Annotated in this window: 25 protein-coding genes and 1 tRNA gene; 17 read left to right on the top strand and 9 right to left on the bottom strand. The window is 69.4% G+C overall.

The features are described from left to right. Positions 1 to 258 precede the first annotated feature (258 nt). Together AB0M26_RS16335 and AB0M26_RS16340 are read right to left on the bottom strand one after the other, a co-directional pair. The gene (locus AB0M26_RS16335) at positions 259 to 1179 is read right to left on the bottom strand and encodes a hypothetical protein (RefSeq protein ID WP_365260888.1); all 921 of its coding nucleotides are present in this window, start codon (positions 1177 to 1179) and stop codon (positions 259 to 261) included. A gap of 480 nt (positions 1180 to 1659) precedes the next feature. Continuing rightward, entirely contained in the window at positions 1660 to 2697 is a 1038-nt protein-coding gene (locus tag AB0M26_RS16340; RefSeq protein WP_365260890.1) for a hypothetical protein, read from the bottom strand. 731 nt (positions 2698 to 3428) lie between these two features. Between AB0M26_RS16340 and AB0M26_RS16345 the strand changes: the two genes are divergently transcribed. After that, positions 3429 to 4250, top strand: a complete 822-nt coding sequence (locus tag AB0M26_RS16345) for a MerR family transcriptional regulator (RefSeq protein WP_365260893.1) — start codon at positions 3429 to 3431, stop codon at positions 4248 to 4250. A 34-nt stretch (positions 4251 to 4284) separates the two neighbouring features. Here AB0M26_RS16345 and AB0M26_RS16350 read toward each other — a convergent pair whose 3' ends face one another. The 5 genes from AB0M26_RS16350 to AB0M26_RS16370 form a co-directional block, all read right to left on the bottom strand. After that, entirely contained in the window at positions 4285 to 5793 is a 1509-nt protein-coding gene (locus tag AB0M26_RS16350; protein ID WP_365260895.1) for an SDR family oxidoreductase, read from the bottom strand. A gap of 237 nt (positions 5794 to 6030) precedes the next feature. Continuing rightward, complete coding sequence (locus AB0M26_RS16355) at positions 6031 to 6345, bottom strand: hypothetical protein (RefSeq protein WP_365260898.1); 315 nt, start codon at positions 6343 to 6345, stop codon at positions 6031 to 6033. 267 nt (positions 6346 to 6612) lie between these two features. Continuing rightward, a complete protein-coding gene (locus AB0M26_RS16360) occupies positions 6613 to 6981 on the bottom strand; it encodes a molybdenum ABC transporter substrate-binding protein (RefSeq protein ID WP_365260901.1) in 369 nt (122 codons plus the stop codon). 87 nt (positions 6982 to 7068) lie between these two features. Beyond that, the gene (locus AB0M26_RS16365) at positions 7069 to 7971 is read right to left on the bottom strand and encodes an adenylate/guanylate cyclase (RefSeq protein WP_365260904.1); all 903 of its coding nucleotides are present in this window, start codon (positions 7969 to 7971) and stop codon (positions 7069 to 7071) included. Then, entirely contained in the window at positions 7968 to 8657 is a 690-nt protein-coding gene (locus tag AB0M26_RS16370) for a hypothetical protein (protein WP_365260907.1), read from the bottom strand. The genes AB0M26_RS16365 and AB0M26_RS16370 overlap by 4 nt, the downstream gene beginning before the upstream one ends. A 113-nt stretch (positions 8658 to 8770) precedes the next feature. Here AB0M26_RS16370 and AB0M26_RS16375 point away from each other — a divergent pair, with 113 nt between their 5' ends. The 4 genes from AB0M26_RS16375 to AB0M26_RS16390 all read left to right on the top strand — a co-directional run bounded on the left by AB0M26_RS16375 (position 8771) and on the right by AB0M26_RS16390 (position 12995). After that, complete coding sequence (locus AB0M26_RS16375) at positions 8771 to 9454, top strand: cyclic nucleotide-binding domain-containing protein (RefSeq protein WP_365260910.1); 684 nt, start codon at positions 8771 to 8773, stop codon at positions 9452 to 9454. Positions 9455 to 10153: 699 nt separating this feature from the next. Then, complete coding sequence (locus AB0M26_RS16380; protein WP_365261051.1) at positions 10154 to 11692, top strand: M28 family metallopeptidase; 1539 nt, start codon at positions 10154 to 10156, stop codon at positions 11690 to 11692. A 231-nt stretch (positions 11693 to 11923) separates the two neighbouring features. Continuing rightward, positions 11924 to 12220 (top strand): type II toxin-antitoxin system VapB family antitoxin, encoded by a 297-nt coding sequence (locus AB0M26_RS16385; RefSeq protein ID WP_003986294.1) that lies wholly within the window; start codon positions 11924 to 11926, stop codon positions 12218 to 12220. A gap of 127 nt (positions 12221 to 12347) precedes the next feature. After that, complete coding sequence (locus tag AB0M26_RS16390) at positions 12348 to 12995, top strand: LytR C-terminal domain-containing protein (protein WP_365260913.1); 648 nt, start codon at positions 12348 to 12350, stop codon at positions 12993 to 12995. Positions 12996 to 13248: 253 nt separating this feature from the next. Here AB0M26_RS16390 and upp read toward each other — a convergent pair whose 3' ends face one another. Beyond that, on the bottom strand, positions 13249 to 13884 hold the full coding sequence (gene upp / locus AB0M26_RS16395) for a uracil phosphoribosyltransferase (protein WP_365260916.1): 636 nt from the start codon (positions 13882 to 13884) through the stop codon (positions 13249 to 13251). A gap of 173 nt (positions 13885 to 14057) precedes the next feature. Between upp and AB0M26_RS16400 the strand changes: the two genes are divergently transcribed. The 10 genes from AB0M26_RS16400 (at position 14058) to AB0M26_RS16445 (ending at position 22561) form a co-directional block, all read left to right on the top strand. Beyond that, the gene (locus AB0M26_RS16400; RefSeq protein ID WP_365260919.1) at positions 14058 to 14255 is read left to right on the top strand and encodes a hypothetical protein; all 198 of its coding nucleotides are present in this window, start codon (positions 14058 to 14060) and stop codon (positions 14253 to 14255) included. Between the two features lie 170 nt (positions 14256 to 14425). Continuing rightward, on the top strand, positions 14426 to 14947 hold the full coding sequence (locus AB0M26_RS16405; protein ID WP_365261054.1) for a hypothetical protein: 522 nt from the start codon (positions 14426 to 14428) through the stop codon (positions 14945 to 14947). Between the two features lie 79 nt (positions 14948 to 15026). Beyond that, the gene (tadA, locus tag AB0M26_RS16410; RefSeq protein ID WP_365260922.1) at positions 15027 to 15548 is read left to right on the top strand and encodes a tRNA adenosine(34) deaminase TadA; all 522 of its coding nucleotides are present in this window, start codon (positions 15027 to 15029) and stop codon (positions 15546 to 15548) included. 10 nt (positions 15549 to 15558) lie between these two features. Then, positions 15559 to 15645, top strand: a tRNA-Ser gene (locus AB0M26_RS16415). A 583-nt stretch (positions 15646 to 16228) separates the two neighbouring features. Further along, positions 16229 to 18448 (top strand): hypothetical protein, encoded by a 2220-nt coding sequence (locus AB0M26_RS16420; protein ID WP_365260925.1) that lies wholly within the window; start codon positions 16229 to 16231, stop codon positions 18446 to 18448. 674 nt (positions 18449 to 19122) lie between these two features. Then, a complete protein-coding gene (locus AB0M26_RS16425; protein WP_365260928.1) occupies positions 19123 to 19287 on the top strand; it encodes a hypothetical protein in 165 nt (54 codons plus the stop codon). Between the two features lie 29 nt (positions 19288 to 19316). After that, positions 19317 to 19610 carry a Dabb family protein gene (locus tag AB0M26_RS16430; RefSeq protein ID WP_365260931.1) on the top strand — a complete coding sequence of 98 codons (294 nt, stop codon included), beginning with the start codon at positions 19317 to 19319 and terminating at the stop codon, positions 19608 to 19610. A 190-nt stretch (positions 19611 to 19800) separates the two neighbouring features. Next, positions 19801 to 20637, top strand: coding sequence for an RNA polymerase sigma factor SigF (locus AB0M26_RS16435; protein ID WP_365260934.1), 837 nt, complete (start codon positions 19801 to 19803; stop codon positions 20635 to 20637). Between the two features lie 177 nt (positions 20638 to 20814). Continuing rightward, positions 20815 to 21645: an RNA polymerase sigma factor SigF gene (locus AB0M26_RS16440; RefSeq protein ID WP_365260937.1), complete on the top strand. Its 831-nt coding sequence runs from the start codon at positions 20815 to 20817 to the stop codon at positions 21643 to 21645. 67 nt (positions 21646 to 21712) lie between these two features. Continuing rightward, complete coding sequence (locus AB0M26_RS16445) at positions 21713 to 22561, top strand: hypothetical protein (RefSeq protein ID WP_365260940.1); 849 nt, start codon at positions 21713 to 21715, stop codon at positions 22559 to 22561. A gap of 146 nt (positions 22562 to 22707) precedes the next feature. Here AB0M26_RS16445 and AB0M26_RS16450 read toward each other — a convergent pair whose 3' ends face one another. Continuing rightward, complete coding sequence (locus tag AB0M26_RS16450) at positions 22708 to 22899, bottom strand: hypothetical protein (protein WP_365260943.1); 192 nt, start codon at positions 22897 to 22899, stop codon at positions 22708 to 22710. A gap of 147 nt (positions 22900 to 23046) precedes the next feature. On the opposite strand from AB0M26_RS16450, the gene AB0M26_RS16455 reads away from it, so the two are divergent. Continuing rightward, a complete protein-coding gene (locus AB0M26_RS16455) occupies positions 23047 to 23496 on the top strand; it encodes a MarR family transcriptional regulator (protein WP_365260946.1) in 450 nt (149 codons plus the stop codon). A 127-nt stretch (positions 23497 to 23623) separates the two neighbouring features. Further along, the gene (locus tag AB0M26_RS16460) at positions 23624 to 26242 is read left to right on the top strand and encodes an MFS transporter (protein WP_365260949.1); all 2619 of its coding nucleotides are present in this window, start codon (positions 23624 to 23626) and stop codon (positions 26240 to 26242) included. Positions 26243 to 26253 lie beyond the last annotated feature (11 nt).

Raw genomic sequence — 26253 nt, forward strand, 5'->3', positions numbered from 1 at the left:
CTGCGCGACCTTCCGCAGGATGGTTCCGGTGACGTGCATGTACCGGGCGCGCATCCTCGCCGCTCCCCCGGGCTCCCCTCCCATGATCGCGTCAACGACCACATCGGGTACGGCGAGGAGCAGAGGCCCGGTGGGAGGGGGCCTCGGTCAGCCCGCTGTCAGCTGTCAGCCCGCACGCCTCCATGACGGAGCTCTACGAGCTGAACAGGCGGGCCGTCGAGAGCGGCGGGCTCACCGTGGATGCCTGCTGGTCCGAACTCACCGGTTGACCGTGCCGATGTTGGTGGACCGGTCGGCGGCGACGCAGTGGGCCTGCGTGCGGCTGCCGGTGGCGGTCAGGGGGAGGTTGTTGGGGTTGCCGCAGCTGTTGTTCTGCCGACCCTCCTGGGCGGTGTTCTGCTGGAGCACCTCGAGTGTGCCCGAGCCGCCGGTGGCCCGGGCTCCTCCGCCGAAGTCGGCGGTGCGGACGTTGGCGGAGCCGTCCTCGGTTTTGCACCTCACCTCGTACCGGCTTCCGGTCACGGTGAAATTACCGCCGTTGGGGTTGTTGCAGTTGTTGTTCTGCCGCCCTTCCTGCGCAACGTTCTGCTGGTGCACGGAGCCGCCTGTGCTCGAGCCGCCTTCGACTCGGGCGCCGCCGCCCTTGACGAAGGCCTTGTGATTGAACGAGACGTCCTTGTTCTTGCAACGCGCTTCCACCCGGCCCCCCGACACCGTGAAGTCCGCATCGTCGTTGCCACTGCTGCAGAAGTTGTTCTGCCTGCCCTCCTGCGCAGCGTTCTGCTGACCCACATGCTGGGTGCTGGAGCCGCCCTCGGCTCGGGCGCCGCCACCCTTGACAACGGTGTGCTTACTGAACGAGCCGTCCTTGTTCCAGCAACTCTCGTCCACCCGTCCCCCCGTCAGGGCGATGCCCGTAGCGTCGTTCGGGCTGGCGCAGTTGTTGTTCTGCCGACCCTCCTGAGCAAGGTTCTGCTGTCGCAAGCTGCCGCCTGTGCTGGAGCCGCCCTCGGCTCGGGCCCCGCCGCCCTTGACAAGGGTGCCCTTGTTGAACGACGCGTCCTTGTTCCAGCAACGCTCGTCCACCCGGCCCCCGTTCAGCGAGATGCCCGAGTCGTCATTGCCGCTGCTGCAGAAGTTGTTCTGCCTGTCTTCCTGAGCAACGTTCTGCTGGGACACCTCGCCGCCTGTGCTGGAGCCGCCTTCGGCTCGGGCCCCGCCGCCCTTGACAAGGGTGTGCTTGTTGAACGAGGCGTCCTTGTTCCCACAACGCGCCCCTACCCGGCCCCCGTCACCGTGATGACCGAGAGGTCGCTGGGGTTGTTGTTCTGCCGACCCTCCTGGGCAATGCTCTGCTGGACAAAATCGGCTTCAGGTGTGGGGGTGGAGCCGCCTTCGGCTCGAGCGCCGCCGCCCTTGACAAGGGTGTGCTTGTTGAACGAGGCGTCCTTGTTCCCACAACGCGCCCCTACCCGGCCCCCGTCACCGTGATGACCGAGAGGTCGCTGGGGTTGTTGTTCTGCCGACCCTCCTGGGCAATGCTCTGCTGGACAAAATCGGCTTCAGGTGTGGGGGTGGAGCCGCCTTCGGCTCGAGCGCCGCCGCCCTTGACAAGGGTGTGCTTGTTGAACGAGGCGTCCTTGTTCCCACAACGCGCCCCTACCCGGCCCCCGTCACCGTGATGTCCGAGTCGTCGTTGGGGTTGTTGCAGTTGTTGTTCTGCCGACCCACCTGAGCGATGTTCTGCTCGATCGCGTTGGCGTTTGCGCTGCCGCCTTGAGCTCGGGCCCCGCCGCCCCTGACACGGGTGTGTTTATTGAACGAGGCGTCCTTGTTCCCGCAACGGCCCTCAATTCGCCCCGCCATCACCTCGGGTTCCGCGTCATGGTTGGGGTTGTTGCAGTTGTTGTTCTGCCGGCCTTCCTGAGCAACGTTGTGCTGGTTCACACTCTCCATCGCGCTGGAGCCGCCTTCGGCTCGGGCACCGCCGGCCTTGACGAAGGTCTTGTGGTTGAACGAGGCGTCCTTGTTCCCGCAACGGCCCTCAATCCGGCCGCCGTCCACATCGATGCCTTCAAAGAGGTCGTTGGGGCTGTTGCAGTTGTTGTTCTGCCGACCCACCTGAGCGGTGTTGTGCTGGTTCACGGATGCTGCTGCGCTACCGCCTTCGGCTCGGGCACCGCTGCCCTTGACGAACGTCTTGTGGTTGAACGAGAAGTCCAGGTCCGCGCAGCGGCCCGCAATACTGCCGCCGTCCACATCGATGGCCGCGTTGTTGGTGTTGTTGCAATTGTTGTTCTGCCTGCCGCGCTGGGCGGTGTTCTGCTGACCCAGGCTGGTGGTCGCCGAACCGCCTTCGGCTTCTGCTGGGCCGTTGTGGATACGGGAGAACGCGTTCACGGAGCCGTCGCTGGTCACACAACGGCCCGCTGCCCGGGCGCCGGTGAGCGTCACCCCTTCTTCCTCCTCCGCACCCTCCGCCGTGTTGGAGTTGTTGCAGTTGTTGTTCTGCCGGGCGGACTGCGCAACGTTCTGCTGGAATACATCCCCGCCCGTGGACGACCCTCCGCCCGCTCTGGCCTTCGCCTTCCCACCCGCGGGGCCAGTCCCGGCGAAGGCCGTCCCGGACCCCGCTGCCCCCAACCCGCTCACTGCCAGAACCAGCATCGTGGCTGTCGAGATCCTGTGCACCCGCATTCCGGAGCCTCCTCGTCCTCATCGGCCATCAGGCCGTTACCCCTCCTTCAACACCGCTCCAATTTTCCCCGTAGTGGCCGAACGCCCACTTTCCACCCCAACAGCCCAGAACTCTTCCCCCCGGAATGGCCAAAGAGCTTTGAGGATCCTGCGACCGGCCCCGGCGGCCGAGGACTCGGCTACCTCCGCCCGAGGAATTCTGGGTTCCCAGTGACGGATGAGCGTCCGACGGTCCGACACCATCAATTCTTCTCAACCGCGCCGAACGAGGACGTACGCCGACGAGCCTGGTCGGCCCAAGGCCCGCACAGGGTGCCCGAGCGCAATCCATCCGCAGTACGCATCGGGTGGCGTACCGACCGGCCGACGACTTTTCTCGGCCATTGCGACTCCACCGACCTGAGGCTCCGGAATCCTGCTTGCATGGAGATTCCTTCGAATAACGCAGCACCCAAGCGCAAGAGTTTGCGAAATGAGACGAACCGAGCGCGGAGTGTTAAACACGCTGCGCGCTTTCCCGGAGAACGAAGAATGCACAGTGCAGGAAGCTGACGACTTTCATCGCCGCGTCGCTGGTGAGCGGGTCCGGCGCGACGCCACTGCTTTTCGCCCGGGCAGCGGCCCCCCGGTGCTGGCACCATCCGGCCCGCCCGTGACCGTGCGGCGGAGAGCCCGGTACGTACGGTTACGGCTTGACCTTCGAGGCGGGTCGAAGGTTTACCGTCCGAGGTATGAGTGCATGGCGCATCTCCCAGCTCGCCGAGATCACCGGCGTCCCCGCGACGACGCTGCGGTTCTACGAGACGGCCGGGCTGCTGCCGGCCGACCGGACGCCCGCCGGGTACCGCGTGTACGGCGAGGAGGCGGTGCAGCGGCTGGCCCTCATCGGGACCGCCAAGCACCTCGGGCTGCCGCTGGGCGAGATCGGCGAACTGCTCGCTGTCCGGGACGCGGGCACGTGCGCGGACGTGAAGGCCGACCTGCTGCCGCGCGTCACCGCCCGCCTGGACAAGGCCGAACGGCAGCACGGAGGGTTGATCTCCTTCATCGATTCGCTGCGCTCCGCGCTCACCCGCCTTGAAGCCCTGCCTGACCGGGCCGGGCCCTGCGGCTCCGCGTGCGGTTTCCCCGACACCGATACGGCACGGCCCGACACGAACACGGCACGGCCCGACACGAACACGGCACGGCCCGACACGGATACGGCACCGCCTGACACGGATACGTCACGGCCCGACGCCGCGGTAGCGGAAGAGCACTGGCGTACCGCTCCCGTTGCCTGCTCGTTGTCCGCCGACGGCCTGAAGCAGCGGGCCGGCCAGTGGCGTACGGCCGTTGACGGCGCCGTACGGGCCTGGATCCCCGGCGGCGTACGTCTGACGCTGCCCTCGGAACGGGCCGGAGCGATCGCCGCGCTGGCCGCCGCGGAGCAACAGTGCTGCCCGTTCCTCGACTTCCGCCTGCACTTGGACGGACGGGTGCTGCACGTGGAGGTACGTGCCCCTTCCGACGGCGCCGCCCTGTTCCACGAGTTGTTCAGCCCAACTACCTGATCATCGCGGGCCTTTGGCCGCTGCCACGGCCGGGTCACGGGAGGGTTGGGGCTTGGCTCCGCGTCTCCGCCGCCGTTGCGATGTTGCGGGCCATCCCTCCGAACACCGCGGCGTGGAACGGCGACACGCCCCACCAGTACGCGTGTCCGGCAAGGCCGTGCGGATGGAACAGGGCCCGCTGCCGGTACACCGAACCGCCGTCCACCCTCCCTTCGACACTCATCTCCAGCCACGCCAGGCCCGGCAGCCGCATCTCCGCCCTCAGCCTCAGCAACCGCCCCGGTTCGATCTCCTCGACCCTCCAGAAGTCGAGGCAGTCCCCGACCCGCAGCCGCGTTGCGTCACGGCGCCCGCGGCGCAGGCCGACGCCGCCCACCAACGTGTCGAGCCATCCCCTCAGCGACCAGGCCAGCGGTGAGGAGTACCAGCCGTTCTCGCCGCCGATCTCCTCGACCACCCGCCACAGCGCCTCGGGCGGTGCCGCCACCTCGCGCTCTCGGCGGTCCGTATAGAGGGATCCGCCCGCCCAGTCCGGGTCCGTCGGCAGCGGGTCGCTCGGCGCGCGGGGAGCGGTTGCGGACGACCAGCGGGTGGCCACGTCGGCGTCGCGCACGCGCTGGAGGGCCAGTTCGATCGCACGGTCCAGGGCCAGACATCCCGGGGGCGGGGTCAGTGCATAGCGTTCGATGTCCGTCTCTGTGCGCACCACTTCGTGCCGGAGCGACTCGACCAGGGGGCGCGCGGTGGAGTTCGGCACCGGGGTGACCAGGCCCACCCAGAGGCTGGACAGCCGGGGCGTGAGGACGTGGACGGGGATGATGAGCCGCCGGGGCAGACCGGCGAGCGCGGCGTAGCGCTGCATCATGTCCCGGTACGTGACGACGTCCGGGCCGCCGATGTCGAACGTCCGGTTGACGTCGTCCGGCAGGCGCGCACAGGCCACGAGCAGACGTAGCACGTCGCGGATGGCGATCGGCTGCGTGCGGGTGCGCACCCAGCTCGGGGCGACCATCGCCGGAAGCCGTTCGGTCAGATAGCGCAGCATCTCGAACGACGCCGAGCCCGAGCCGATGATGACAGCGGCTCTGAGCACGGCGGTCGGCACTCCGGAGCCGAGCAGGATGCGGCCCACTTCGGCGCGGGACCGCAGATGCGGCGACAGCTCGTGTTCGGGCACTCCGGGCGGGGTCAGCCCGCCGAGGTAGACGATGCGTCGGACGCCCGCGGCCCGGGCCCGCTCGCCGAAGATCCGGGCCGCGCGCCGGTCGGTCTCCTCGAAGTCCGAGCCGGTGCCGAGGGCGTGCACCAGGTAGTACGCGACGTCGATGCCCTCCATCGCCGTACGGACGGATTCCTCGTCCGTCACGTCGCCGCGTACCGCCGCGGCCTCGCCGGCCCAGGGGTGGTCGCGCAGTTTTTCGGGGGAACGGGCCAGGCAGCGTACGGTGTGGCCCGCGGCCAGCAGCTCCGGCACCAGCCTGCCGCCGATGTAGCCCGTGGCGCCGGTGACCAGGCAGCGCGGCGACCCGTCGTCGTCGGCCATGCCGGTCCTCCCGAACCCGGTCGCGGTTCCTTCGCTCCGTCCAGCGCAGGCAGGTTTCCGCTACGGCCATGCTTGGACCTGCGCCGGGACGCCGCAACCGCGGGTCCGCCGCAAACGCCACGCCGCAGGGCTGCGGGTGACGGGGGTGGTGCGTACGCGCAGGGACCCGGCTCGTACGCGGAGGGGCCCCGGCTCGTACGCGCCGAGGCCCCTCCGTGAAGCGCGGATCCGGTCCGTTCAGTCGTCCCGCGAGGCGAGATCCCGCTGCCGCGGCTCCGCGCTGCCCGGCCGGGAGCCGGAGGGCTCGTCGCGCAGGAATCTGGCGACGACCAGATACAGCACCGCGCCGAACGGAATGATGAAGATGATGACCGGGAATTCCCAAGTGCCGCTGGTCTGGTTGGCGACATAGATGCCGTAGCCGACGAAGAAGATGCCGCCGAGTACCGACCAGGCCCTGTCCTTGATGGAAAGGCCGGGAAAGGCGATGCCGCACAGGATGAGCACGACCCCCGAAATGACGGAGAAGACCTCGTAGACACTCCAGTTCATGGATACCTCCAGTGGTGATGGCCGCGAATGAGCGGTGCGGGTGATTGGTGCGCGTTGATTGCTGCGCGATGAGCGGCGCGCGATGAGCGGCGCGGAGCGAGTCGTACGCGGCGAGCGGTGCCGGCGGAATGCCGGAATCGGCCGATTCCCACAGGGCGATCAGCGCGCCGCACGGACCGGGCGAACGGGCCGGACTCTACGGACCGTGCGGACAGGCGGCACCGTCCGGCGGCGGGCCCGTCCGCACGGCGAACGTCCCCGGGTCGTCTACTGGCCGCCGCCGAAACCGATGCTCAGCGGATGCCCGCACAGAGCGGCCACCTGCTGGGTCGCGTCGATGAGTTCGACGTTGGTCGTGGAATCCGCGTCGGCGATGCCGTGCAGCCGGTCCGCGTCCTGGGCGAGGTCGGCCGTGCCTTCGTAGTGCTCGGCCAAGTCCCCCAGCTCGTCCGCCTCGTGGAACAGCGGATTGCCGATGATGCCGTTGCCCTCGAGGAGTTGCCGTCCGAGTTCGTCGAACCCCTTGCACACCTCCGCCTTGGACGACGGTCCGGCGACCTTTTCACAGCCGACCGCGGCGAGCATCAGACATCCGGCCGCTGCGGCCGCGATGAATACCCCGTGTCGTCGAGCCACGGAACGCTCCTTCCCCCTGAATCGATCATGAGCAATGCGCCCGGCGCTGGGTGCGGGCCGGGATGTTGCGGCCGAGCCGTGTCCGCGTCAGGAACGCCTCCACCGGGGCCGTCGCCGCTCCTCCCCCGTGGAGATGTCGCGACCGGCGATCATGCTGTCGCGCTCGATCGTGAGGTCGCCGCCGGCCCGAAGGGAGATGCCGCCCGTCGGGTCGGCGGTACGGTCGCCGTCGCCCTCCCGCCCCGATCCCCAGCCGGATTCACTCCCGCGTTCCGGGCTCCGTTCCCGCCCCGGTTCGCGTTCGCCCGAGCCGTCCTCCGCGGCCGTCCCCCGCCCGGCCGCCGCAGCCGTCTCCCGTGCGACCCGGACCGCCGCCTCGTCGTCCCCCGCCACATGCAGCCACGCCCGGGTCCTGGTCTCCTTGACGCTCACGTCCACGGCGTGGAAGGAGGCGGCGGAGATGTTCTCGTAGCCGCCCCGTACGACGTTGTCGTGGATCGCGTCCGAGACGAGCAGCGCGCTGTCGCTGCGAGCCGTACGGATCGCGGCCCGGAGCGGCGCGCTGTCGCAGAGCCGGAAGGCCTGGTTCACCGCGTGCCCGCCCAGCCCGTGCTCGTCGAAGTGAACGTCCCCCGCGTGCACGGCGATCCGTATGCGCAGGAGGGGGTCGCCGCGCCGCCGGTCCGCCAGCGCCCGTTCGAGCCGCGGCAGAAACGTGCCCAGCACCATCGCCTTGGGAATGCGGGGCGGAACGACGATCAGCAGTCCGTCACCCCGGTCCTCGCGCAGGCAAAGCGCCCAGAGCTCTTCGCCGAAAGCCGCGCGGAACTCCTCGTACAGGGCCTCGCGGGTTCGCATCTGGTCGGTGTCCGTACGTGAGGAGAACGCCTCGACGTCCGCGACGAGCACCGTCACATGCTGCGGTGCGCGCATCCCGCGGAGGGCCGCCGGAAGCGGCTCCGGGGAGCGGAAGGAGTCCGGGCGGCTCATGACGGCACCGGGATTCCGCCGACCTTCAACTGCCCCGACCTGGAGTCGACCAGGGACAGGAAGACACCGCCGGCCAGCTTGACGAAGGCGTAGTCGGTGGAGCGCATCTGCCAGCGGTCGCCGGACCGCACGAGGGGCACCGTGCCCTGCTTCACGCCGTCCCAGCTCAGGGTGACGGCCGTGACGGCGTCCGTCCTCTCCGCCTTGCCGATCTCGACCCGGTCGACGCGGTCCCGGTACGACGGGGACCTGCGCGCGAACTCACCCTTCATCGACTCGGCGCAGCCGGCGTCGCTCGGGGCGACGATCGCGCACCAGGCGGCACCGTCACCGATCTTCTCGGCCTTGCGGATCTGCTCGACCGTACGGATCGCGCCCTTGCTGCCGCTCTCCTCGACCACCGAGAGGTCGACCTCGTCGCCGCCGTCCGAGAACACGGCGGAGCCGCCGCCGTAGAGGACGGCTGTCATCGCCGCGAGCACGGCGACGGACATCACGGGGTGCCGGTGGACGGTCTTCTTGATCTCCTTGACGTTGTTGACGATGTTGTTGCCGGCGACCTGCGCGTTGGCGCCGATCGTCACGTCCCGGCCGCCCTGCATGTTGATGCGGTAGTCCCCGTCACCGGTCCCGAAAGACCGTCTGCGCGAGGGGGGTTCGGACTTCTGTTCTGGTTGATCGGTCACGAGCGTCTCCTGGAACTGCAATCTTCAACAGTTCGCAGTATCAGAACAGCTCAAGTTCAGACGACAAGCGTCATTTGACGCATTAGCGGTCTTCTCCCGGACAGACTTTCCCCATGCCACCCGTAAGGTTCTGGGACATCCTCAGCGATGCCGAGCGCGCGGAGCTGATGAAGTCCGGTCGCAGCCGCCGCTTCCGTGCCGGCGACAGGATCTTCTCCGAGACCGACGACGACAGTGGCTGGGCCGGTGTCATCACGGAAGGCAAGTGCCGGGTCGTGGCCAGCCACGAGGACGGCACGGGCACCTATCTGGCGCTCCGTCAGGCGGGCGACATCATCGGCGAGATGGCCGCGATCCGGCGCGGGCGCCGCAGTGCGACCGTGACCGCGGTGACGACGCTCGGGTTGCATGTGGTCGCCCGTACGACGTTCCAGACGCTGCTGAGTTCGCATCCGAGCCTGATGAAGCACCTGCTCGTCGTCATGATCGAGCGCTTGCGGGAGGCGGATCAGTGCCAGGCCGATCTCGCCGTCGCCGCCACGGAGTTACGGCTGAGCCGGCTGCTCTTCCGGCTGGCCAACGCCGAAGGAGTGGCGACGGAGGAGGGCATCGAGCTCACCGGGTTCACCCAACTCGAACTCGCGGGATGGTGCGGAATCAGCCGCGAATCGGTCGTCCGGCACATGCGGAAGCTGGAGGCGATGGGCATCCTGGGCTCCAGTCAGAAGCGCCAACGGCGGCTTCTCGTCCGCGACATCGAACGGCTCGGCGAGCACGCCCTGCAGGCGCCGTCCTGACTCCTGGGCCGCCGCGCAGCCCGCCGGGGCGGAGGGGCTGCGCCCGGGCCGGGGCGGTCGCCGACGGGCGGCGGGCGGGGCGTATGCGTACGGCGGGCGTGAACGGAACGGGTCCGGTGCATGGTCATCCTCGATCCGGTCACTTGCCGCGTCCTCGGTATTGAGCAGACGGCCACCCAGGACCAGGACGACTACCGGTGAAGGCGGCGGACGTCATGCCCTACGAAGCGTGGATGAGCTGAGAGCGTGGCCGGGGGCCGGGGGCGCATCGTCACCACGCGGGGCGCACCCCAAGCGGGTTACGCCGGAAGGCCGATTTCCCGCCCATGCCGACCGAAACCGCACGCCTACCGCCCCGCCCGCCTACCCGTACGGCCCACCGAACCGCATGCCCACCCCTCCCGCCTGCCGAGCCGCACGCCTACCCCTCCCGCCCGGCCCCGGGCCATGCACCCCCGGCCCGTATCGCCTCGCACAGGCCCGGCGTTCGCCGCCGCCGGATCTCCGTGAGACCCGCTGGCGCGAAATATCCGGGAGGCACAAGTCGTCCGTGCCGCATACGTTCCCCCTAGCCCCACCGATCGCTAGTTTCCCTTCCATCACGTCCGTTGCGCGGACGCTCGTTCCCGCGACCCGGACACCCGTCCCGACCGCTCTGCCGGAAGGACTCCTGTGGACATACGACACCCACGCCGCGCGATAGCCGCCCTGGCCGCCGTGGCGCTGACCGCACCGCTCCTCCTCGCCTCCGCCTCCCCGGCCACCGCGGCGCGCAGCGCCGGCGCTCCGGCGAAGAAGGCCGAGAAGGCGGCCGAGAAGCTCGCGCGCAAGCTGGTGGCGAGGTCGTCGGCGAAGGACGCGCACGACCACCTGAAGAGATTCCAGGCCATCGCCGACTCGGCCGGGGGCCACCGGGCCGCGGGCTCGTTGGGGCACGACGCGTCCGCCGCGTACGTGTACCGCCAGCTCCGGAAGGCCGGGTACGACGTCTCGTACGACGCCTTCGAGTTCACCTACACGGAGACGCTCGCCGAGAAGCTGGGGGTCGTCTCGCCCACCCCGCAGGACATCGCCATCGAGGCGATGACCTACACCAAGAGCACTCCGGAGGGCGGCATCGAGGCGTCGGTCGCGGCCGTGCCGGTGGACGCCACGTCCGGGTGCGAGGCCGAGGACTACGCCTCCGGCTCCTTCACGGGGAAGATCGCGCTCATCCAGCGCGGCGGCTGCACCTTCGCAGAGAAGCAGGCCGCGGCGGCCGGTGCGGGCGCGGTGGGCGCGATCATCTACAACAACACCGACGGCGCGCTGTCCGGGACGATCGGCGATCCTGCCGCAGGGAAGATACCCACCGGTGGCATCACCCGGAAGGACGGCCAGGCGCTGACCGCCGAAGTGGCCAAGGGCGAGGTCAAGGTCTCGTTCGAGATCCGCGAACTGCAGGAGAAGCGGACCACCCGCAATGTCATCGCCGAGACCCCCGGCGGGAACCCCGACCGTACGGTGATGCTCGGCTCCCACCTCGACTCCGTCTCCGAGGGCCCGGGCATCAACGACAACGGCTCGGGCTCGGCGGGCCTGCTGGAGGTGGCCCTGGAGCTGGCCAAGACCCACCAGAAGCCCACGAACAAGATCCGCTTCGCCTGGTGGTCGGCGGAGGAGCTGGGCCTGGTCGGCTCGGAGGATTACGTCGCCCGCCTGACCGAGCAGCAGCGGAAGCAGATCGCGCTCTACCTCAACTTCGACATGATCGCGTCACCCAACTACGGCCAGTTCGTGTACGACGGCGACGACTCGGACGGCACGGGCGCGGGCCCTGGTCCCGAGGGGTCGGCGCAGATCGAGAAGCAGATCAACGACTACCTCGACCGCACGGGCAAGCCCCACGAGGGCACGGACTTCACCGGCCGCTCGGACTACGGCCCGTTCATCGAGGTCGGCATCCCGTCGGGCGGCACGTTCACGGGTGCCGAGGGCATCAAGACCGAGGAGCAGGCGAAGAAGTTCGGCGGGGAGGCGGGGGTCGCGTACGACGCCTGCTACCACGCGGCCTGCGACAACCTCTCCAACATCGACATGGCCGCCTTCGACACCAACATCGATGTGATCGCCCACGCCGTCGGCACGTACGCGCACGACCTCGGCTCACTGACGGAGCCGGTGGCGAGCACGTCCACCACGGGCGACGCCGGCAGCGGCGGCGGGCTGCACGACGAGTACGAGCGCGTCACGGAGTAGGGACCACGGGAGCCCGGCCGACACGCCCGGGACCCACGCCGACTGGCGCCGAGCGGCCCACCGCTCGGCGCCGGCCGGCGTACGGGCCCTGGCCTCGCGGTGATCAGCGCTGAGGCGCTTGCGGAGCGCTCACCTCCGGCCAGAGCCGCCTGGCGGTTTGATCGTTTTCGCGGCCTTTCCACTCCTGCGCCATGGCTGCGCCCGGAGCGCCGGGACCGGTAGGCTTTCCGTGTGATCTTCAAGCGCATCGGAAACGGGCGGCCGTACCCGGACCACGGCCGGGAGAGCACCCGCCAGTGGGCGGACGTCGCTCCACGCCCGGTACGCCTCGACCAGCTTGTCACCACCAAGCAGCAGCTCGATCTCGAGACCCTGCTGGCCGAGGACTCGACGTTCTACGGAGACCTCTTCGCCCATGTCGTGAAATGGCAGGGCGACCTCTATCTGGAGGACGGGCTGCACCGGGCGGTCCGGGCGGCGCTCCAGCAGCGTCAGGTGCTGCACGCGCGGGTCCTGGAATTGGGCTGACACCACCCCACCCCAACCCGGAGCACTTCACCCATAATTAGGCGCATTGCCCCTTTCGGGTTGGGCTCTGCGCCACGCATTGATCATCTAGTAGGCAGAGAGGCCCGGCCGCACTACGCTGCGCTTCATGAGCATGCTGACTCCCCCCGGCATGGGCGGTAAGTACCGCATCACGGGGGACAGGTACCCGCGGATGCGCAGGCCGCGCAACCGCCGCCGCATCGTGGTCGCCATGATCGGAGCCGTCGCAGCCCTCGGGTTGTCCGGGTGGGGGACGTTGCAGCTCATCGACGTGTTCACGGGAAGCGGCGGAAAGGCGCGCGCGGCCGGCAAGGCGGACTGCGGTACGCCGGAGAGCCACCCGAGCGCCACGGCCGCGGCCCTGCCGGAACCGGGCGAGATCACGGTGAACGTCTACAACGCGACGCAGCGCTCCGGCCTTGCCAAGCAGACCGCCGACGAGCTGAAGAAGCGCGGCTTCAAGGTCGGCAAGGTGGGCAACGCCCCGGCCGCCTACGACAAGAAGGTCAAGGGCACCGGCGTACTGCTGGGCGCCCCGAACGCGGCCGACGGGCCGTTCAAGGTGCTCGGTACGCAGCTCGCAGGGGCCGCGTCGGAGGCCGACAAGCGCACCGGCAAGGACGTCGACCTGATCATCGGCGACGCCTTCAAGTCCCTTGCCGAGAAGCAGGCGGCGGACGATGCGCTCGTCGCGCTGACCAGCCCGTCACCGAAGCCCGCCGCCTCAGCGACCCGGGCCACCGCGAAGTGCTGACCCGGCGGCGTCCCGACCGCGCCCCGGCTCCCGGGCCGCCCGGACGCCGGCCGTGTGACGGCTGCGCGGTTGACATCTGACGGAACCCGCCGTACGGCATCGCCCGACGCCTGCCCCGGGCCCCCACGCGACATCTCACCGGACGCCTGGAGCGACGGGTCGGTGGGGCGGCCGCTCCTGGCGTCCGGCGCGACGAGGCCCCCTCTCCGAAGTCCCGTCTCCCCTCCGGGCGGACGACGCTCCTTCGAAGGCCCTAGTCGGCCGTGCCGTACATCCGGTCCCCGGCGTCGCCGAGACCCGGCACGATGTAGCCCTGCTCGTTGAGGCGTTCGTCCACCGCGGCCGTCACGACGGTCACCGGCGTCCCCTCCAGCTCGCGCTCCATGTACTCCACGCCCTCCGGCGCGGCCAGCAGGCACAGGGCGGTGACATCGTCGGCGCCGCGGCCGATCAGCTCGTTGATCGCCGCGACGAGCGTGCCGCCCGTCGCCAGCATCGGGTCCAGGACGTAGACCTGGCGCCCCGAGAGGTCCTCCGGCATCCGCGTCGCATACGTGGAGGCCTGCAGCGTCTCCTCGTCCCGGATCATCCCGAGGAAGCCGACCTCGGCCGTCGGCAGCAGCCGCACCATGCCGTCGAGCATGCCCAGGCCCGCCCGGAGGATCGGCACCACCAGCGGACGCGGACGGGCCAGCCGCACACCCGTCGTGGCCGTCACGGGCGTGGTGACGTCGACCTGCTCGGTGCGCACGTCACGGGTCGCCTCGTAGGCCAGCAGCGTGACCAGTTCGTCGGCCAGGCGCCGGAACGTCGGGGAGTCGGTGCGCTCATCGCGCAGCGTGGTGAGTTTGTGGGCCACCAGCGGGTGGTCGACGACGTGGATCCGCATGCCGAAGACAGTAGCCGAGCGGTTCCGCGGCTCCCATGGCGCCTTCGCTCCCCACCGACGACGCCTCCGGTGGCATCAAAGCACCTGTCCGGGGGAAGGTGGGCACGTATGGCCGTACGGGCACTACCGCCCGGTACGGACGCGCGGGACAACAGACCCAGCTTGGGGGAGGTGTGGCAGTCGTGCCGGACCGGAACCAGCCCAGTGGCGAGCCCGCGCTGGCGGAGAACGACGCGGAGAGGCGCAGGCGACGCGCCCAATTCCTTCGAGAACTCAACGAGGCGAAAGCACTGCGTGAACGCGTCCAACCGCGGCGTGCCCGAGTCGCCAGGATGCGCCAACAGATGCGGATGCGGACCTTCCGCTGGTAGCCCGGGCAGCCCCCGGATCACCGTCCGGTTGCAGGACTGGTGCACGACGCACAGCGGAAGACCTCTCGCGATGGCCTCGTTTCTGCCACGATTCCGAGTGGGCGGGCCAAGGTGAGATATTCCTGATCCCGCCGGACCCGGCAAACGCTATGACCAGTGGGAGAGTCACGGTGTACTTCGCCGCACTGCTCGCGCGCACCGAAGACGGGTGGGAAGCGAGCGACACAGAGCTCGACGATGTGGAAACCCTGGCCGATCTGACGGATCTGGCCCGGCAGGCATCGGTCGACGATGACACGGTGCTCGCCTTCATCGAGCAGGAGGACGCGTGGTTCGGCGTCGTTCGGGTGGACGGCGAGGAGGACCCCCGCATCTACGTATCGGATGCGGCAGCCGCGGCCCGTAGCTCGTACGGCGAGATTCTGCTCACGGACGAACTGCTCGGCCGTGAGCCCGAAGATGATCTCGACAGTCTGGTGGACCTCGACGGCACCGAGGACGGCGAGCCGGAAGGCGACGGCGAGGAGTCGGCCACCGACGACGACGCCGTGCCGCCCGGCCCGATCGGCGACTCGGAGATCCTCGAGGACCTCGGGATGTCGAGCAAGGAGCTGATGGCCCTGGGCGGTGATGCGCTGAGCGAGATCGCCGACGTGCTGGGCTGCGGGGAGGTTCTCGAGGCGGTCCGCTGACCCGGGCCGCTCTCACCGCGGCGCCACCGGCACCGGCCGGCGTGCGCCGCGGGGCACGGCTGTGACCGACACTGTCCCCATGACCGCACCCGACACCCCGGATCCCCTGCGCGGCCCCTGGCACGCGCCGATGCGCCTTGCCCTGGCCGAGGCCGTACGCGCCCCGGAGGCGGGGGACGTGCCGGTGGGTGCGGTCGTCCTCGGTCCGGACGGCGGGGTGCTCGGCCGCGGTCGCAACGAGCGCGAGGCGACCGGTGACCCCACGGCGCACGCCGAGGTCTTGGCGCTGCGCGAGGCGGCGCGGGCCGTCGGTCAGTGGCGGCTGTCGGGCTGCACGCTCGTCGTGACACTGGAGCCGTGCACGATGTGCGCCGGTGCCGCCGTGCTCTCCCGGGTCGAGCGGGTGGTCTACGGCGCCGTCGACGAGAAGGCGGGCGCGGCCGGTTCCCTGTGGGACGTCGTACGGGACCGGCGGCTCAATCACCGGCCCGAGGTCATCCACGGTGTGCTGGCCGAGGAGTGCGGGGAACTGCTCACGCGTTTCTTCCGCCGAACCGGACGGATCGATACCGATTTCGGAGCACGGCCACCCGTCCGCTAAGCTCTCTCCCGGTAGCGTGTCCGAGCGGCCTAAGGAGCACGCCTCGAAAGCGTGTGAGGGGGCAACTCCTCCGTGGGTTCAAATCCCACCGCTACCGCAGGTAGACGAAGGGGCGGTCCCAGCTGGGACCGCCCCTTCGTGATCTTCCCAGCCCGAACTCCGGCCGGCTCAGCCGCCGCACACGAGCATCAGCACATCCTGGACGCCCCGGTTGCACAGCTCGATGAGACGGTCTGCCAGTACTTGGCGCGTTCGCCGCCGTCACCGGCCCACAGGGAGAGGATCGCGGTAGCCGTCGGTGATGACGCCGAGGGCGACGTCGTGGCGCGGGTTGACCACATGCCCATGGCGGACCTTCACGAACACACAGGCGAAGATCACCGCACACGTCCGTTGGGCGACGTCTTCCTCGTTCTCCCGTAGGCACCGCCAACGTCCGCAGCTACGGACGCCGCTACGGACGCAACTGACGCTCCGTCGGCGCCCTCGTCAGGCGACCGTCGTGGCGGGTGCTGCTCCCCCTTCTCGGCTGGGCGTCGCCGGTAGAGCAGGCCGGGCTCCGGAGAGGACGAAGTTGCGCTGTTGGGGTGGGAGGCGGAGCGGGGCCATGTCAAGGAAGGGCGGGCCGGCGTTGAGGAGGGGAAATGGATTGGTTGCTGCATTGACGCAAGGAGGTTCGGGTGCGGGGACACAGGATCGCGACGGCCACGATGGTGGTTCTGGTCGTGAGCGGGTGGGCGGGACTGGGGCACGGGGCTGCGTTCGCGGAGACCGGCCCCGATGGGACGAAGGCGAGGGCGACCGGCGGATCCTCCACGGGCGGGGAGGTCTTCCAGCAGAACACCGCGCAGTCCTCCCGGCAGAACAACCACTGCAACAACCCCAACATGCAGGAGGGGGATGTGGTGCTCTCCGGTAGTCGGGCAGCGGGACGGTGTGTGTCCAGTGACGAGTCCCTCACCGCGTTCTCCCGGGTCCGGGCCGGCCACGCAGACGTAGAAGGCGGCTCCTCGTCGGCGAGTCTGGGTCAGCAGAACACCTCCCAGCGCGGCAGACAGAACAATATCTGCAACAACCCCAACGACCCGTTGGTCGATGTGGACGGTGGCCGGGTGGAAGGCCGCTGCGCGGACCAGGACCGCTCATTCAGCAAATACACCCATGTCAGCGGCGGCGGCGTCCGCGCCGAAGGCGGCTCCAGCACGAGCCTCAATACGTTCCAGCAGAATGCGGCGCAGGAGGGGCGGCAGAACAACCACTGCAACAACCCGAAGGGATTCTCGAACATCACCGTGACGGGGGGCCGGCTAGGGGTGCGTTGCGGGAACGAGGACGGCTCGCTCAGCAAACACACCCATGTCAAAGGCGGCGGGGCCCGGGCTGACGGCGGCTCCAGCACAGAGGCCTTCGTGTTCCAGCAGAACACGGCGCAGGAGGGGCGGCAGAACAACCACTGCAGCAACCCCAACGTACTGTCGGACCTCGCCGTGACCGGGGGCCGGATGGAGGACCGCTGCATGCAGCAAGACTTCTCGTTCAGCAAGCACGCCCTAGTCAAGGGCGACGGGGCCCGCGCCGAAGGCGGCTCCAGCACAATCACCAGCGTGATCCAGCAGAACACGGCGCAGGAGGGGCGACAGAACAACCACTGCAACGTCCGCAACCGGACGGACATCACCGTGACCGGAGGCCGGGCGGTGGCGCATTGCGGGAACAAGGACGGCTCATTCAGCAAACACACCCATGTCAAAGGCGGCGGGGCTCACGCCGAAGGCGGCTTCGCCACAGGCGTGGACGAGCAGAATGTGGCTCAGGAGGGCCGGCAGAACAACAACTGCAACAGCCCCAACGGAAGTGGCCTCACGGTTGACGGCGGCCGGTCGGAGGACCGCTGTACGCAGCAGGACTTCTCGTTCAGCAAGCACACCCATGTCAAGGGCGATGGCGCGAGAGCCGAAGGGGGCAGCACAGGCGGCGACGTGTCCCAGCAGAATGCGGCCCAGGAGGGTCGACAGAACAACTACTGCAACAACCTCGGCACAACGCCCATCGCGCTGATGGGGAGCCAGGCTGAGGCGCGTTGCGGCAACAAGGACCACTCGTTCAGCAAGCACACCCATCTCAAGGGCGGCGGCGCCCGCGCCGAAGGCGGCTCCACCACAGGCAGCGTCATTGAACAGCAGAATGTGGCGCAGGAAGGCCGGCAGAACAACAGCTGCAACAACCCCAACGCATTCTCGTCCTTCTTTGTGCCGGGGGGCCGGGTGGGGGCGCGGTGTGCGAACAAGGACGACTCGTTCAGCAAGCACACCCATGTCAAGGGCGGCGGCGCCCGCGTCGAAGGCGGCTCCGCCACAGTCGCAGACATGCGTCAGCAGAACATCGCGCAGGAGGGCCGGCAGAACAACAACTGCAACAACCCCAACTTGTCGAGCATCACGCTGACGGGGGGCCGGGTAGGAGCGCGTTGCGGGAACAAGGACGCGTCGTTCAACAAGGGCACCCTTGTCAAGGGTGGCGGGGCCCGCGCCGAAGGCGGCTCCACCACAGGCAGCGACATGTTCCAGCAGAATGTGGCGCAGGAAGGCCGGCAGAACAACAACTGCAACAACCCCAACAACTCGCCCGTCACGGTCACGGGGGGCCGGGCGGCGGCGCTTTGCGGCAACCAGGACCACTCGTTCAGCAAGCACACCCATCTCAAGGGCGGCGGCGCCCGCGCCGAAGGCGGCTCCACCACAGGCGGCGGGATTTTCCAGCAGAACACGGCGCAAGAGGGCCGGCAGAACAACAACTGCAACAACCCCAACAACCTGACCCTCACCGCTGCGGGCTCCGATAGGACCTACCAGTGCCGGACCGTCGACAACTCCCGCACCATCGGCACCATCTACCAATAGCCAGAACGTCGCGCAGGAAGGGCGGCAGAAGAACGCGTCCGCAACCCCACCAACGCCGAGCCGACCGTCTCCGGTCCTGTTGCCACATCTCAGTTCCAGGTCGTCGACACCTCCGGCAGCATCGATTCGGCTTACCGGTAATCGCACCCCTGCCTGCCGGGGCGACCCAGCATCGCGTCGAGTGGTCGCGCGTCATCCGAAAAGATCTGCTCGGTGCGGCGGAGGGAGCCGGGGCCATCGAGGACGCACGATCGGCCGGCGCCCGGCGATCCTCAGGACGTCCAAGGGCTGGTCGGGTCACCGTCCTCGGCATCCCGCTCCGGTGCCGCGATCGCAGCTCAGGCCAAGCGTCGCGGCACCGAGGTTCTGTGGTGCCTGCCGAGCACGGCTGAGCGAATCCCGATCGCCAGTTCCCGGGTTGTTGCCCGTCCTCCGTCCATCCGCCCTCAGGCAGCACCCCGCACCGGGCCGAAGCCACATCGAAGAGCGCCCGGGACGGCTCCCGGGCCCCTGCCGCATCAAAGATGCACACCGAGTGGAGGACGAGGGCGAGCGCCGTCCCCTCCGGGCGTGCCCGCAAGCCCATCGCTTCGACCGTTTGTGTGGTTAGACTCTCGCGATCCCCACCAGGGGGCAGGCGGAGCGGACAGCGCGGCGAGGGAAGCGGGCACGGCATGGTGCAAACGAAGAAGATCGCGCTCTACCTGGTCATCGTCTTCGTGCTGTACACGATCATCACGTCGCCGGACCGGGCAGCGGATCTCGTCCAGGTAGGGTTCGAGGGCATATCGAGCGCCGCCAGAGGTGTCGGCGAGTTCATGACCGCGCTGGTGCAGTGACGGCGGCGCGTCGTCCGAGGAGTCTTCGCATGATCCGCCACCTGGTGCTGTTCAAGCTCAACGACGGCGTACGGCGCGACGAACCGCGCGTGACCGCCGGCGAGCGGGCCTTCCGCGAGCTCGGCGGGCTGGTCCCCGAGCTCGAGTTCTGGGAGTGCGGCTGGAACGTCTCGGACCGCCCGATCGCCTATGACTTCGCCATCACCTCGGCCGTGGCCGACGCGTCCGCGCTGCAGCGGTATCTGGAGCACCCCGCGCATCAGGCGGGGGTGGCGCAGTGGCGGGAATTCGCCACCTGGGTGATCGCGGACTACGAGTTCTGACCCGTCCGTGTTCCGGGCCCTCGCCCCCTTGGGCGGGGGCCTTTCTGCATGGTGCACATGGCCTCAACTTGCCGCCAACACGGGGATATACGGTGCTTGCACACAGTGCACATGTCTTGTGATGCTATGACCGCTTTTGCCGGATGAGTGGACCGAGAAGAACGTTCAGCGAGAAACCTGAAGGGGTGGCATGACCGCGTCGGCCAGTACTGCGTCCGAAGCACCGCCTCCCCAGGGCGAGGGCGCCGGAAAGTCCCGCGAGAGCCGAGGTGCGGACACACGCGCCCTGACCCAGGTGCTCTTCAAGGAGCTGTCCTCCCTCGAGCAGGGAACGCCGGAGCACACGCGCGTGCGCGCGGCTCTCATCGAGGCGAACCTGCCACTGGTGCGCTACGCCGCCGCACGCTTCCGCAGTCGCAACGAGCCGATGGAGGACGTGATCCAGGTCGGCACGATCGGCCTGATCAACGCGATCGACCGGTTCGACCCGGAGCGAGGCGTGCAGTTCCCGACGTTCGCGATGCCCACCGTGGTCGGCGAGATCAAACGTTACTTCCGGGACAACGTACGGACTGTCCACGTCCCGCGGCGGCTCCACGAGCTTTGGGTCCAGGTGAACGGCGCCACCGAGGATCTGACGGTGCAGAACGGCCGCACCCCCACCACCGCGGAGATCGCCGAACGGCTCAAGATCGCCGAGGAGGACGTGCTCGCCTGCATCGAGGCCGGCCGCTCGTACCACGCGACCTCCCTCGAAGCGGCGCAGGAGGGCGACGGTCTGCCGGGGCTGCTCGACCGGCTCGGCTACGAGGACCCGGCCCTGGCCGGAGTCGAGCACCGCGACCTCGTACGCCACCTGCTGGTGCAGCTTCCCGAGCGCGAACAGCGCATCCTTCTACTGCGCTACTACAACAATCTGACGCAGTCACAGATCAGTGCTGAGCTGGGCGTATCGCAGATGCATGTGTCCCGGCTGCTGTCCCGGAGCTTCGCCCGCCTGAGATCCGCAAATCGGATCGAGTCCTAACCAGGACGAGGTACCTTTCCAGCGCCGATATGTCGACTTGGCACTACAGCGCGTTGCCGACATGTGACATTCTGCAGGAACCGCGTTTGCCGCAGCGCTGCCGCCGGTATTCACGTGAAGGCTGCGTCCTTCGCCGACGAGGGCGCTGTGACCCGTCCGCGACCTCAAGGGGGTGGCATGTCCGTAGAACTGGGCAGCTCGAAGGTGCTCGCCAATGAGGCACCGCCCGTGCCCGAACACTGCGACGCCATCAACACCCGGACCCTCTCCCGCTCCCTGTTCATGCGGCTGGCCACGCTCGAGGAGGACAGCGCCGAGCGCGCGTACGTCCGCGACACCCTCATCGAGCTCAACCTGCCCCTAGTGCGCTACGCGGCGGCCAGATTCCGCAGCCGCAACGAGCCGATGGAGGACATCGTCCAGGTCGGGACGATCGGTCTCATCAAGGCGATCGACCGTTTCGACTGCGAACGGGGCGTGGAATTCCCGACGTTCGCGATGCCCACCGTCGTCGGGGAGATCAAGCGCTTCTTCCGGGACACGAGTTGGTCGGTGCGCGTACCGCGCCGGCTGCAGGAGCTGCGCCTCGCCCTCACCAAGGCGAGCGACGAGCTCGCCCAGCAGCTCGATCGCTCGCCCACCGTCCCGGAACTCGCCGCGGCGCTCGGGGTGTCGGAGGAGGACGTGGTCGACGGCCTCGCGGTCGGCAACGCGTACACCGCGAGTTCCCTGGACTCCCCCTCGCCCGAGGACGACGGCGGCGAGGGCTCACTGGCCGACCGCCTCGGCTACGAGGACTCGGCGCTCGAGGGTGTGGAGTACCGCGAGTCGCTCAAGCCCCTGCTGGCCAAACTCCCGCCCCGGGAGCGGCAGATCATCATGCTCCGGTTCTTCGCGAACATGACACAGTCGCAGATCGGCGAGGAGGTCGGCATCTCCCAGATGCATGTCTCCCGGCTGCTCACCCGCACGCTCGCGCAGCTCCGGGAAGGGCTCATCGCCGACTGAGCCTCCGGTCCGCCCGCCTCGGCCCAGCGGTCTTCACACCTGACGTACCGTCAGCGACACTGGGCCGATGCGACGGACGAGGCGAGACCCCGAAGTCCCCGTGGGTGGCCGGGCGTGCCATGGCGTACGCCTGCGGGCGCGGCGCCGTGGCCTGCCCCTGGGCAGCCACGGGGCGGCGTTCGTCTCCTCGGCGGCCGTGCTGTGCCTGGGCGCGCTGCTCGCGGGGTGCGGGAGCGGCGGGGACGACGGCTACGTGGCGGTCGGCGCGGTCGGGCCGGGCGGCCCGGGCGGCCCGGCGAAGGCGGTACCACCCGATGACGAGGTGTCACTGACTCCGCTGGACCGTCCAGAACCCGGCGCCCGCAAGCAGGGTGACGATACGTCGGAGCGCAGACCGGAAGGCGCCGTGGCGCCTGCGGGAGACGGGAGCACCGGCCCGGCGGACCGGACAGAGGACGCGCACTCCGGCGACGGGCCGGGCGGTCCCGGTGGCGGGCCGGACGATGGCCGCGGTCCGTCCACGGGCGGCAGCGATTCCGGCGGTGGTTCCGGCGGTGGTTCCACGGACCCCGGGTCCCCCTCCGAGGAGCCGGATCCGGAGCCGCAGCGCCCGGCCGCGCTCTCCGTCGGGCCGATCCAGCGCACACCGACCGACAAGCGCTGGTGCGAGAAAGTGACGCTGGAACTGCGCAACACCGGTGAGAAGCCCGTCACTTCGGGCACGGCCACCTTCGCGACCCACATCATCGGCGTACTCGGCATCGACTGGGACACGATCGAGTCGGGCCGGAAGCTGCCCGTACCGGTCGAGGGAGGGGCGCGCACCGAGAAGAGCTGGACGGTCTGCGTGGACGAGTGGCGGGTCCCGCCGGGCATGCACATAGAGACCCAGGACGTCACCGTCGACTGGAAGTGACCGGGCCCACCACACGCTCACGGCACGCGTGGCCACACCTCAACACGTACGCACGTACACACGTACGCACGTCAACGAGTCAGCGAGTCAGCCCGTACGTACCTCAGCGGGTGTGTCTCGCCGGCGCCTGCACCCGCCGACCCGGGTCAGACCAGCGCCAGCCATACCACGGCGCCGATGACCGCGATCGCCGCGATGACGCCGACGATCGCGCCGGCACCCGGACCGGACCGGGCGGGCGCCGCCTGCTGCGGCCCCTCGTCCACGAAGGCGCGGAACATCTGGGTGGAACCGGCGGAGTCGTGGCCGCCCTGGGGACCCTGGGGGTTGTTCGTCATGAGCCAGGACCCTAGCGAACGGCCGGTGACCGCCCAACCCTCGGGCTTGTGCGGTATCGGTGGGGCAACTGTGAACATTCATTTGCCTTCAGCAACCAACAGTATTATGGTTGCTCGAAGCAACTTGGCAGATCTCAGGAGTCCCCCATGGCCGCACAGAGTCAGTACGAGGAGCTGACCCGGCAGCTCGGCGCACTCGGCGTCGTCAAGCGCGGACTCGCACGCAATCTGCCGCACCAGTGCCAGGCCGGTTCGGCCGTCGTGCTCTCGCTGCTTCACCGCCACGGCGAGATGCGGCTCAGCAGGCTGGCCGAGCTGCTCTCCCTCGACATGTCCGTGACCAGCAGGCATGTCGCCCACCTCGCAGAGCGCGGCTGGCTCGATCGGCAGCCGGACCCGGTCGACAAGCGGTCGCGGCTGCTCCGGATCAACGCCGACGGCGAGAGCGTCCTCCGCGACATCTCCGACCGCTATGCGGCGACGCTCGCCGAGGCGCTGCACGACTGGTCCGACGAGGACGTCGGCCTGCTCATCGAGCTGCTGGACCGGCTGCGGGCCGGCTTCGACGACTGCCGGCCGGCGCGTACGGCGCCGTAACAGCCACCCACCCGGCCACCGCACCCCGGTCCGTACGGCACCGGACCCGACAATCGCACCCCCACCGACGCCCGACCGCGCACGACGCCCCCGAGCGATCCGAAAGCGACGCAAGAGAAGGAAGAGCATGGCAACGACCACGCCGGCCGGTGTGCAACGAGACGCCGCGCGCCCGCCCCACCACAGGCACGCCGCGCCGATGACGCACCGGCAGATCATGGAGGCGCTGTCCGGGCTGCTGCTCGGCATGTTCGTCGCGATCCTGTCGTCGACGATCGTCTCGAATGCACTGCCCGAGATCATCTCCGACCTGGGGGGCGGGCAGAGCGCGTACACCTGGGTCGTCACGGCCGCGCTGCTCGCCATGACCGCCTCGACCCCGCTCTGGGGCAAGCTGGCCGACCTGATCAGCAAGAAGACCCTGGTCCAACTGGCCCTGGTCCTCTACGTGCTGGCCTCCGCGGGCGCCGGTCTCGCGCAGAGCCCGGGCATGCTCATCACCTTCCGGGTCTTCCAGGGCATAGGTGTCGGCGGCCTGACCGCGCTCGCCCAGATCGTGATGGCCGCGATGATCTCCCCGCGCGAGCGCGGTCGGTACAGCGGCTACCTCGGAGCGACCTTCGCCGTCGCCACCGTCGGCGGCCCGCTGCTCGGCGGTGTCATCACGGACACCTCGTGGCTCGGCTGGCGCTGGTGCTTCTACGTCGGTGTGCCGTTCGCCGTCATCGCACTGATCGTGCTCCAGAAGACGCTGAAGCTCCCCGTGGTGAAGCGGCAGGTGAAGGTCGACTGGGCCGGCGCCTTCTTCGTGTCCGCCGCGGTCTCCCTGCTGCTGGTCTGGGTCACCCTGGCCGGGGACAAGTACGACTGGCTGTCCTGGCAGACCTACGCCATGGTCGGCGGCGCCGTCGTGCTCGGTCTGGTCTTCCTCCTCGTCGAGGCGAAGACGAGCGAACCGATCATCCCGCTGCGGCTGTTCCGCAACCGGACGATCACCCTGACCTCGCTCGCGAGCCTCTTCGTCGGTGTCGCGATGTTCGCCTCCACGGTCTTCCTGAGCCAGTACTTCCAGCTGGCACGTGGCAAGTCGCCCACGATGTCCGGGGTCATGACGATCCCGCTGATCACCGGGCTCTTCGTCTCCTCGACCCTCTCCGGGCAGGTCATCACCAGGACGGGCCGCTGGAAGGCCTGGCTGGTCTCCGGCGGCGCGCTCGTCACGGCGGGCATCGGCCTGCTCGGCACGATGCGCTACGACACCCCGTACTGGAGGATCGCGGTCTTCATGGCCGTCATGGGCCTGGGCCTCGGCATGATGATGCAGAACCTCGTGCTGGCCACCCAGAACCAGGTCGCACCCGAGGATCTCGGCGCGGCCAGCTCGGTCGTCACCTTCTTCCGCTCGCTGGGCGGGGCCGTCGGTGTCTCAGCGCTGGGCGCCGTGCTCGCGCACCGCATCACCGACTACGTCAAGGACGGCTTCGCCGAGCTGGGCCCGAAGGCCGCCGCGGCGAGCGGCGGGTCGTTGGACGGCGGCCCGGGCAGCGCCATCCCGGACGTGAGCGAACTGCCCGCGCCCATCCGCACGGTCGTCGAGAGCGCCTACGGGCACGGGGTCGCGGACATCTACCTCTACGCGGCCCCGATCGCGCTGGTCTCCCTGCTGACGGTGCTGTTCATCAAGGAGGTCCCGCTGAAGACCCGGGCCGCGACCGGGGCGGAGGCGGCCGCGGAGGCCGGGGCCACGGCCGCGGCGGTCCCGGGCGTGGAGGCACTGCCCGAGGCCGTGGAGAACGAACCGGAACCCTCGCCGCTGGCCGCCGTCACGGCCCCGGCCCCCGCCTCCGGCTCCGCCCCGGCCGCCGCCGAACCGCGCATACCGTCCTGGGTCGCCGCGCAGAGCGCCGCCACCGTCTCGGCGAGCGCGCAGAACGCCGCCACCGTCTCGGCGAGCGCGGGGGACGGCGCGGCCGGAGGGCGCCCCGGCACCGCGGTACGGGGCTTCGTACGGAGCGGGGACGGAACTCCCGTTCCGCGCGCGGCCGTCACCCTCATCTCCCTGGACGGACGCCAGCTCGGCAGGTCGGTGGCGCACGCCGACGGCGGGTACGCCCTGGACGCTCCGGGCCCCGGCTCGTACGTCCTGATCGCGTCGGCCGACGGGCACCAGCCGCAGGCCGCGACGATCGTCGTCGGCGACGAGCCCCTCGGCTACGACCTGGCGCTGTCCGGCACCAGCGGTCTGGCCGGGACCGTGCGCTCCGCCTCCGGCGGCGGGCCGGTCGCGGGCGCCATGGTCGTCGTGACCGATGTGCGCGGCGAGGTCATGGCCACCGAACGGACCGGCGAGGGCGGCGAGTTCGGCTTCGCCGAGCTGGTGCCCGGGACCTTCACCGTGGCCGTCAACGCCTCCGGCTTCCGGCCGCTCGCACTGCCCGTCGAGGTCGGCGGCCAGGGCGTCACCCGGATCGAGGCCCGGTTGCGATCGGGCTCCGTGGTGCGGGGCACCGTACGGGCCGCCGCCGGACGCCCGCTGGCGGACGCGCGCGTCACGCTGCTCGACGCCGCGGGGAACGTGGTCGCGACGTCCACGACCGGGGAGGACGGGGCGTACGCATTCACCGACCTGGACGAGGGCGAGTACACGCTCATTGCGACCGGATACCCGCCCGCCGCCTCGCCGGTCACGGTCTCCGGCCCGGGCCCGGACGACCACGACATCGAACTCGCCCACCCCGGCGAATGAAGGACCTCCGG

Origin of the sequence: Streptomyces sp. NPDC051776, assembly GCF_040681345.1 — a bacterium.
Lineage (GTDB): Bacteria > Actinomycetota > Actinomycetes > Streptomycetales > Streptomycetaceae > Streptomyces.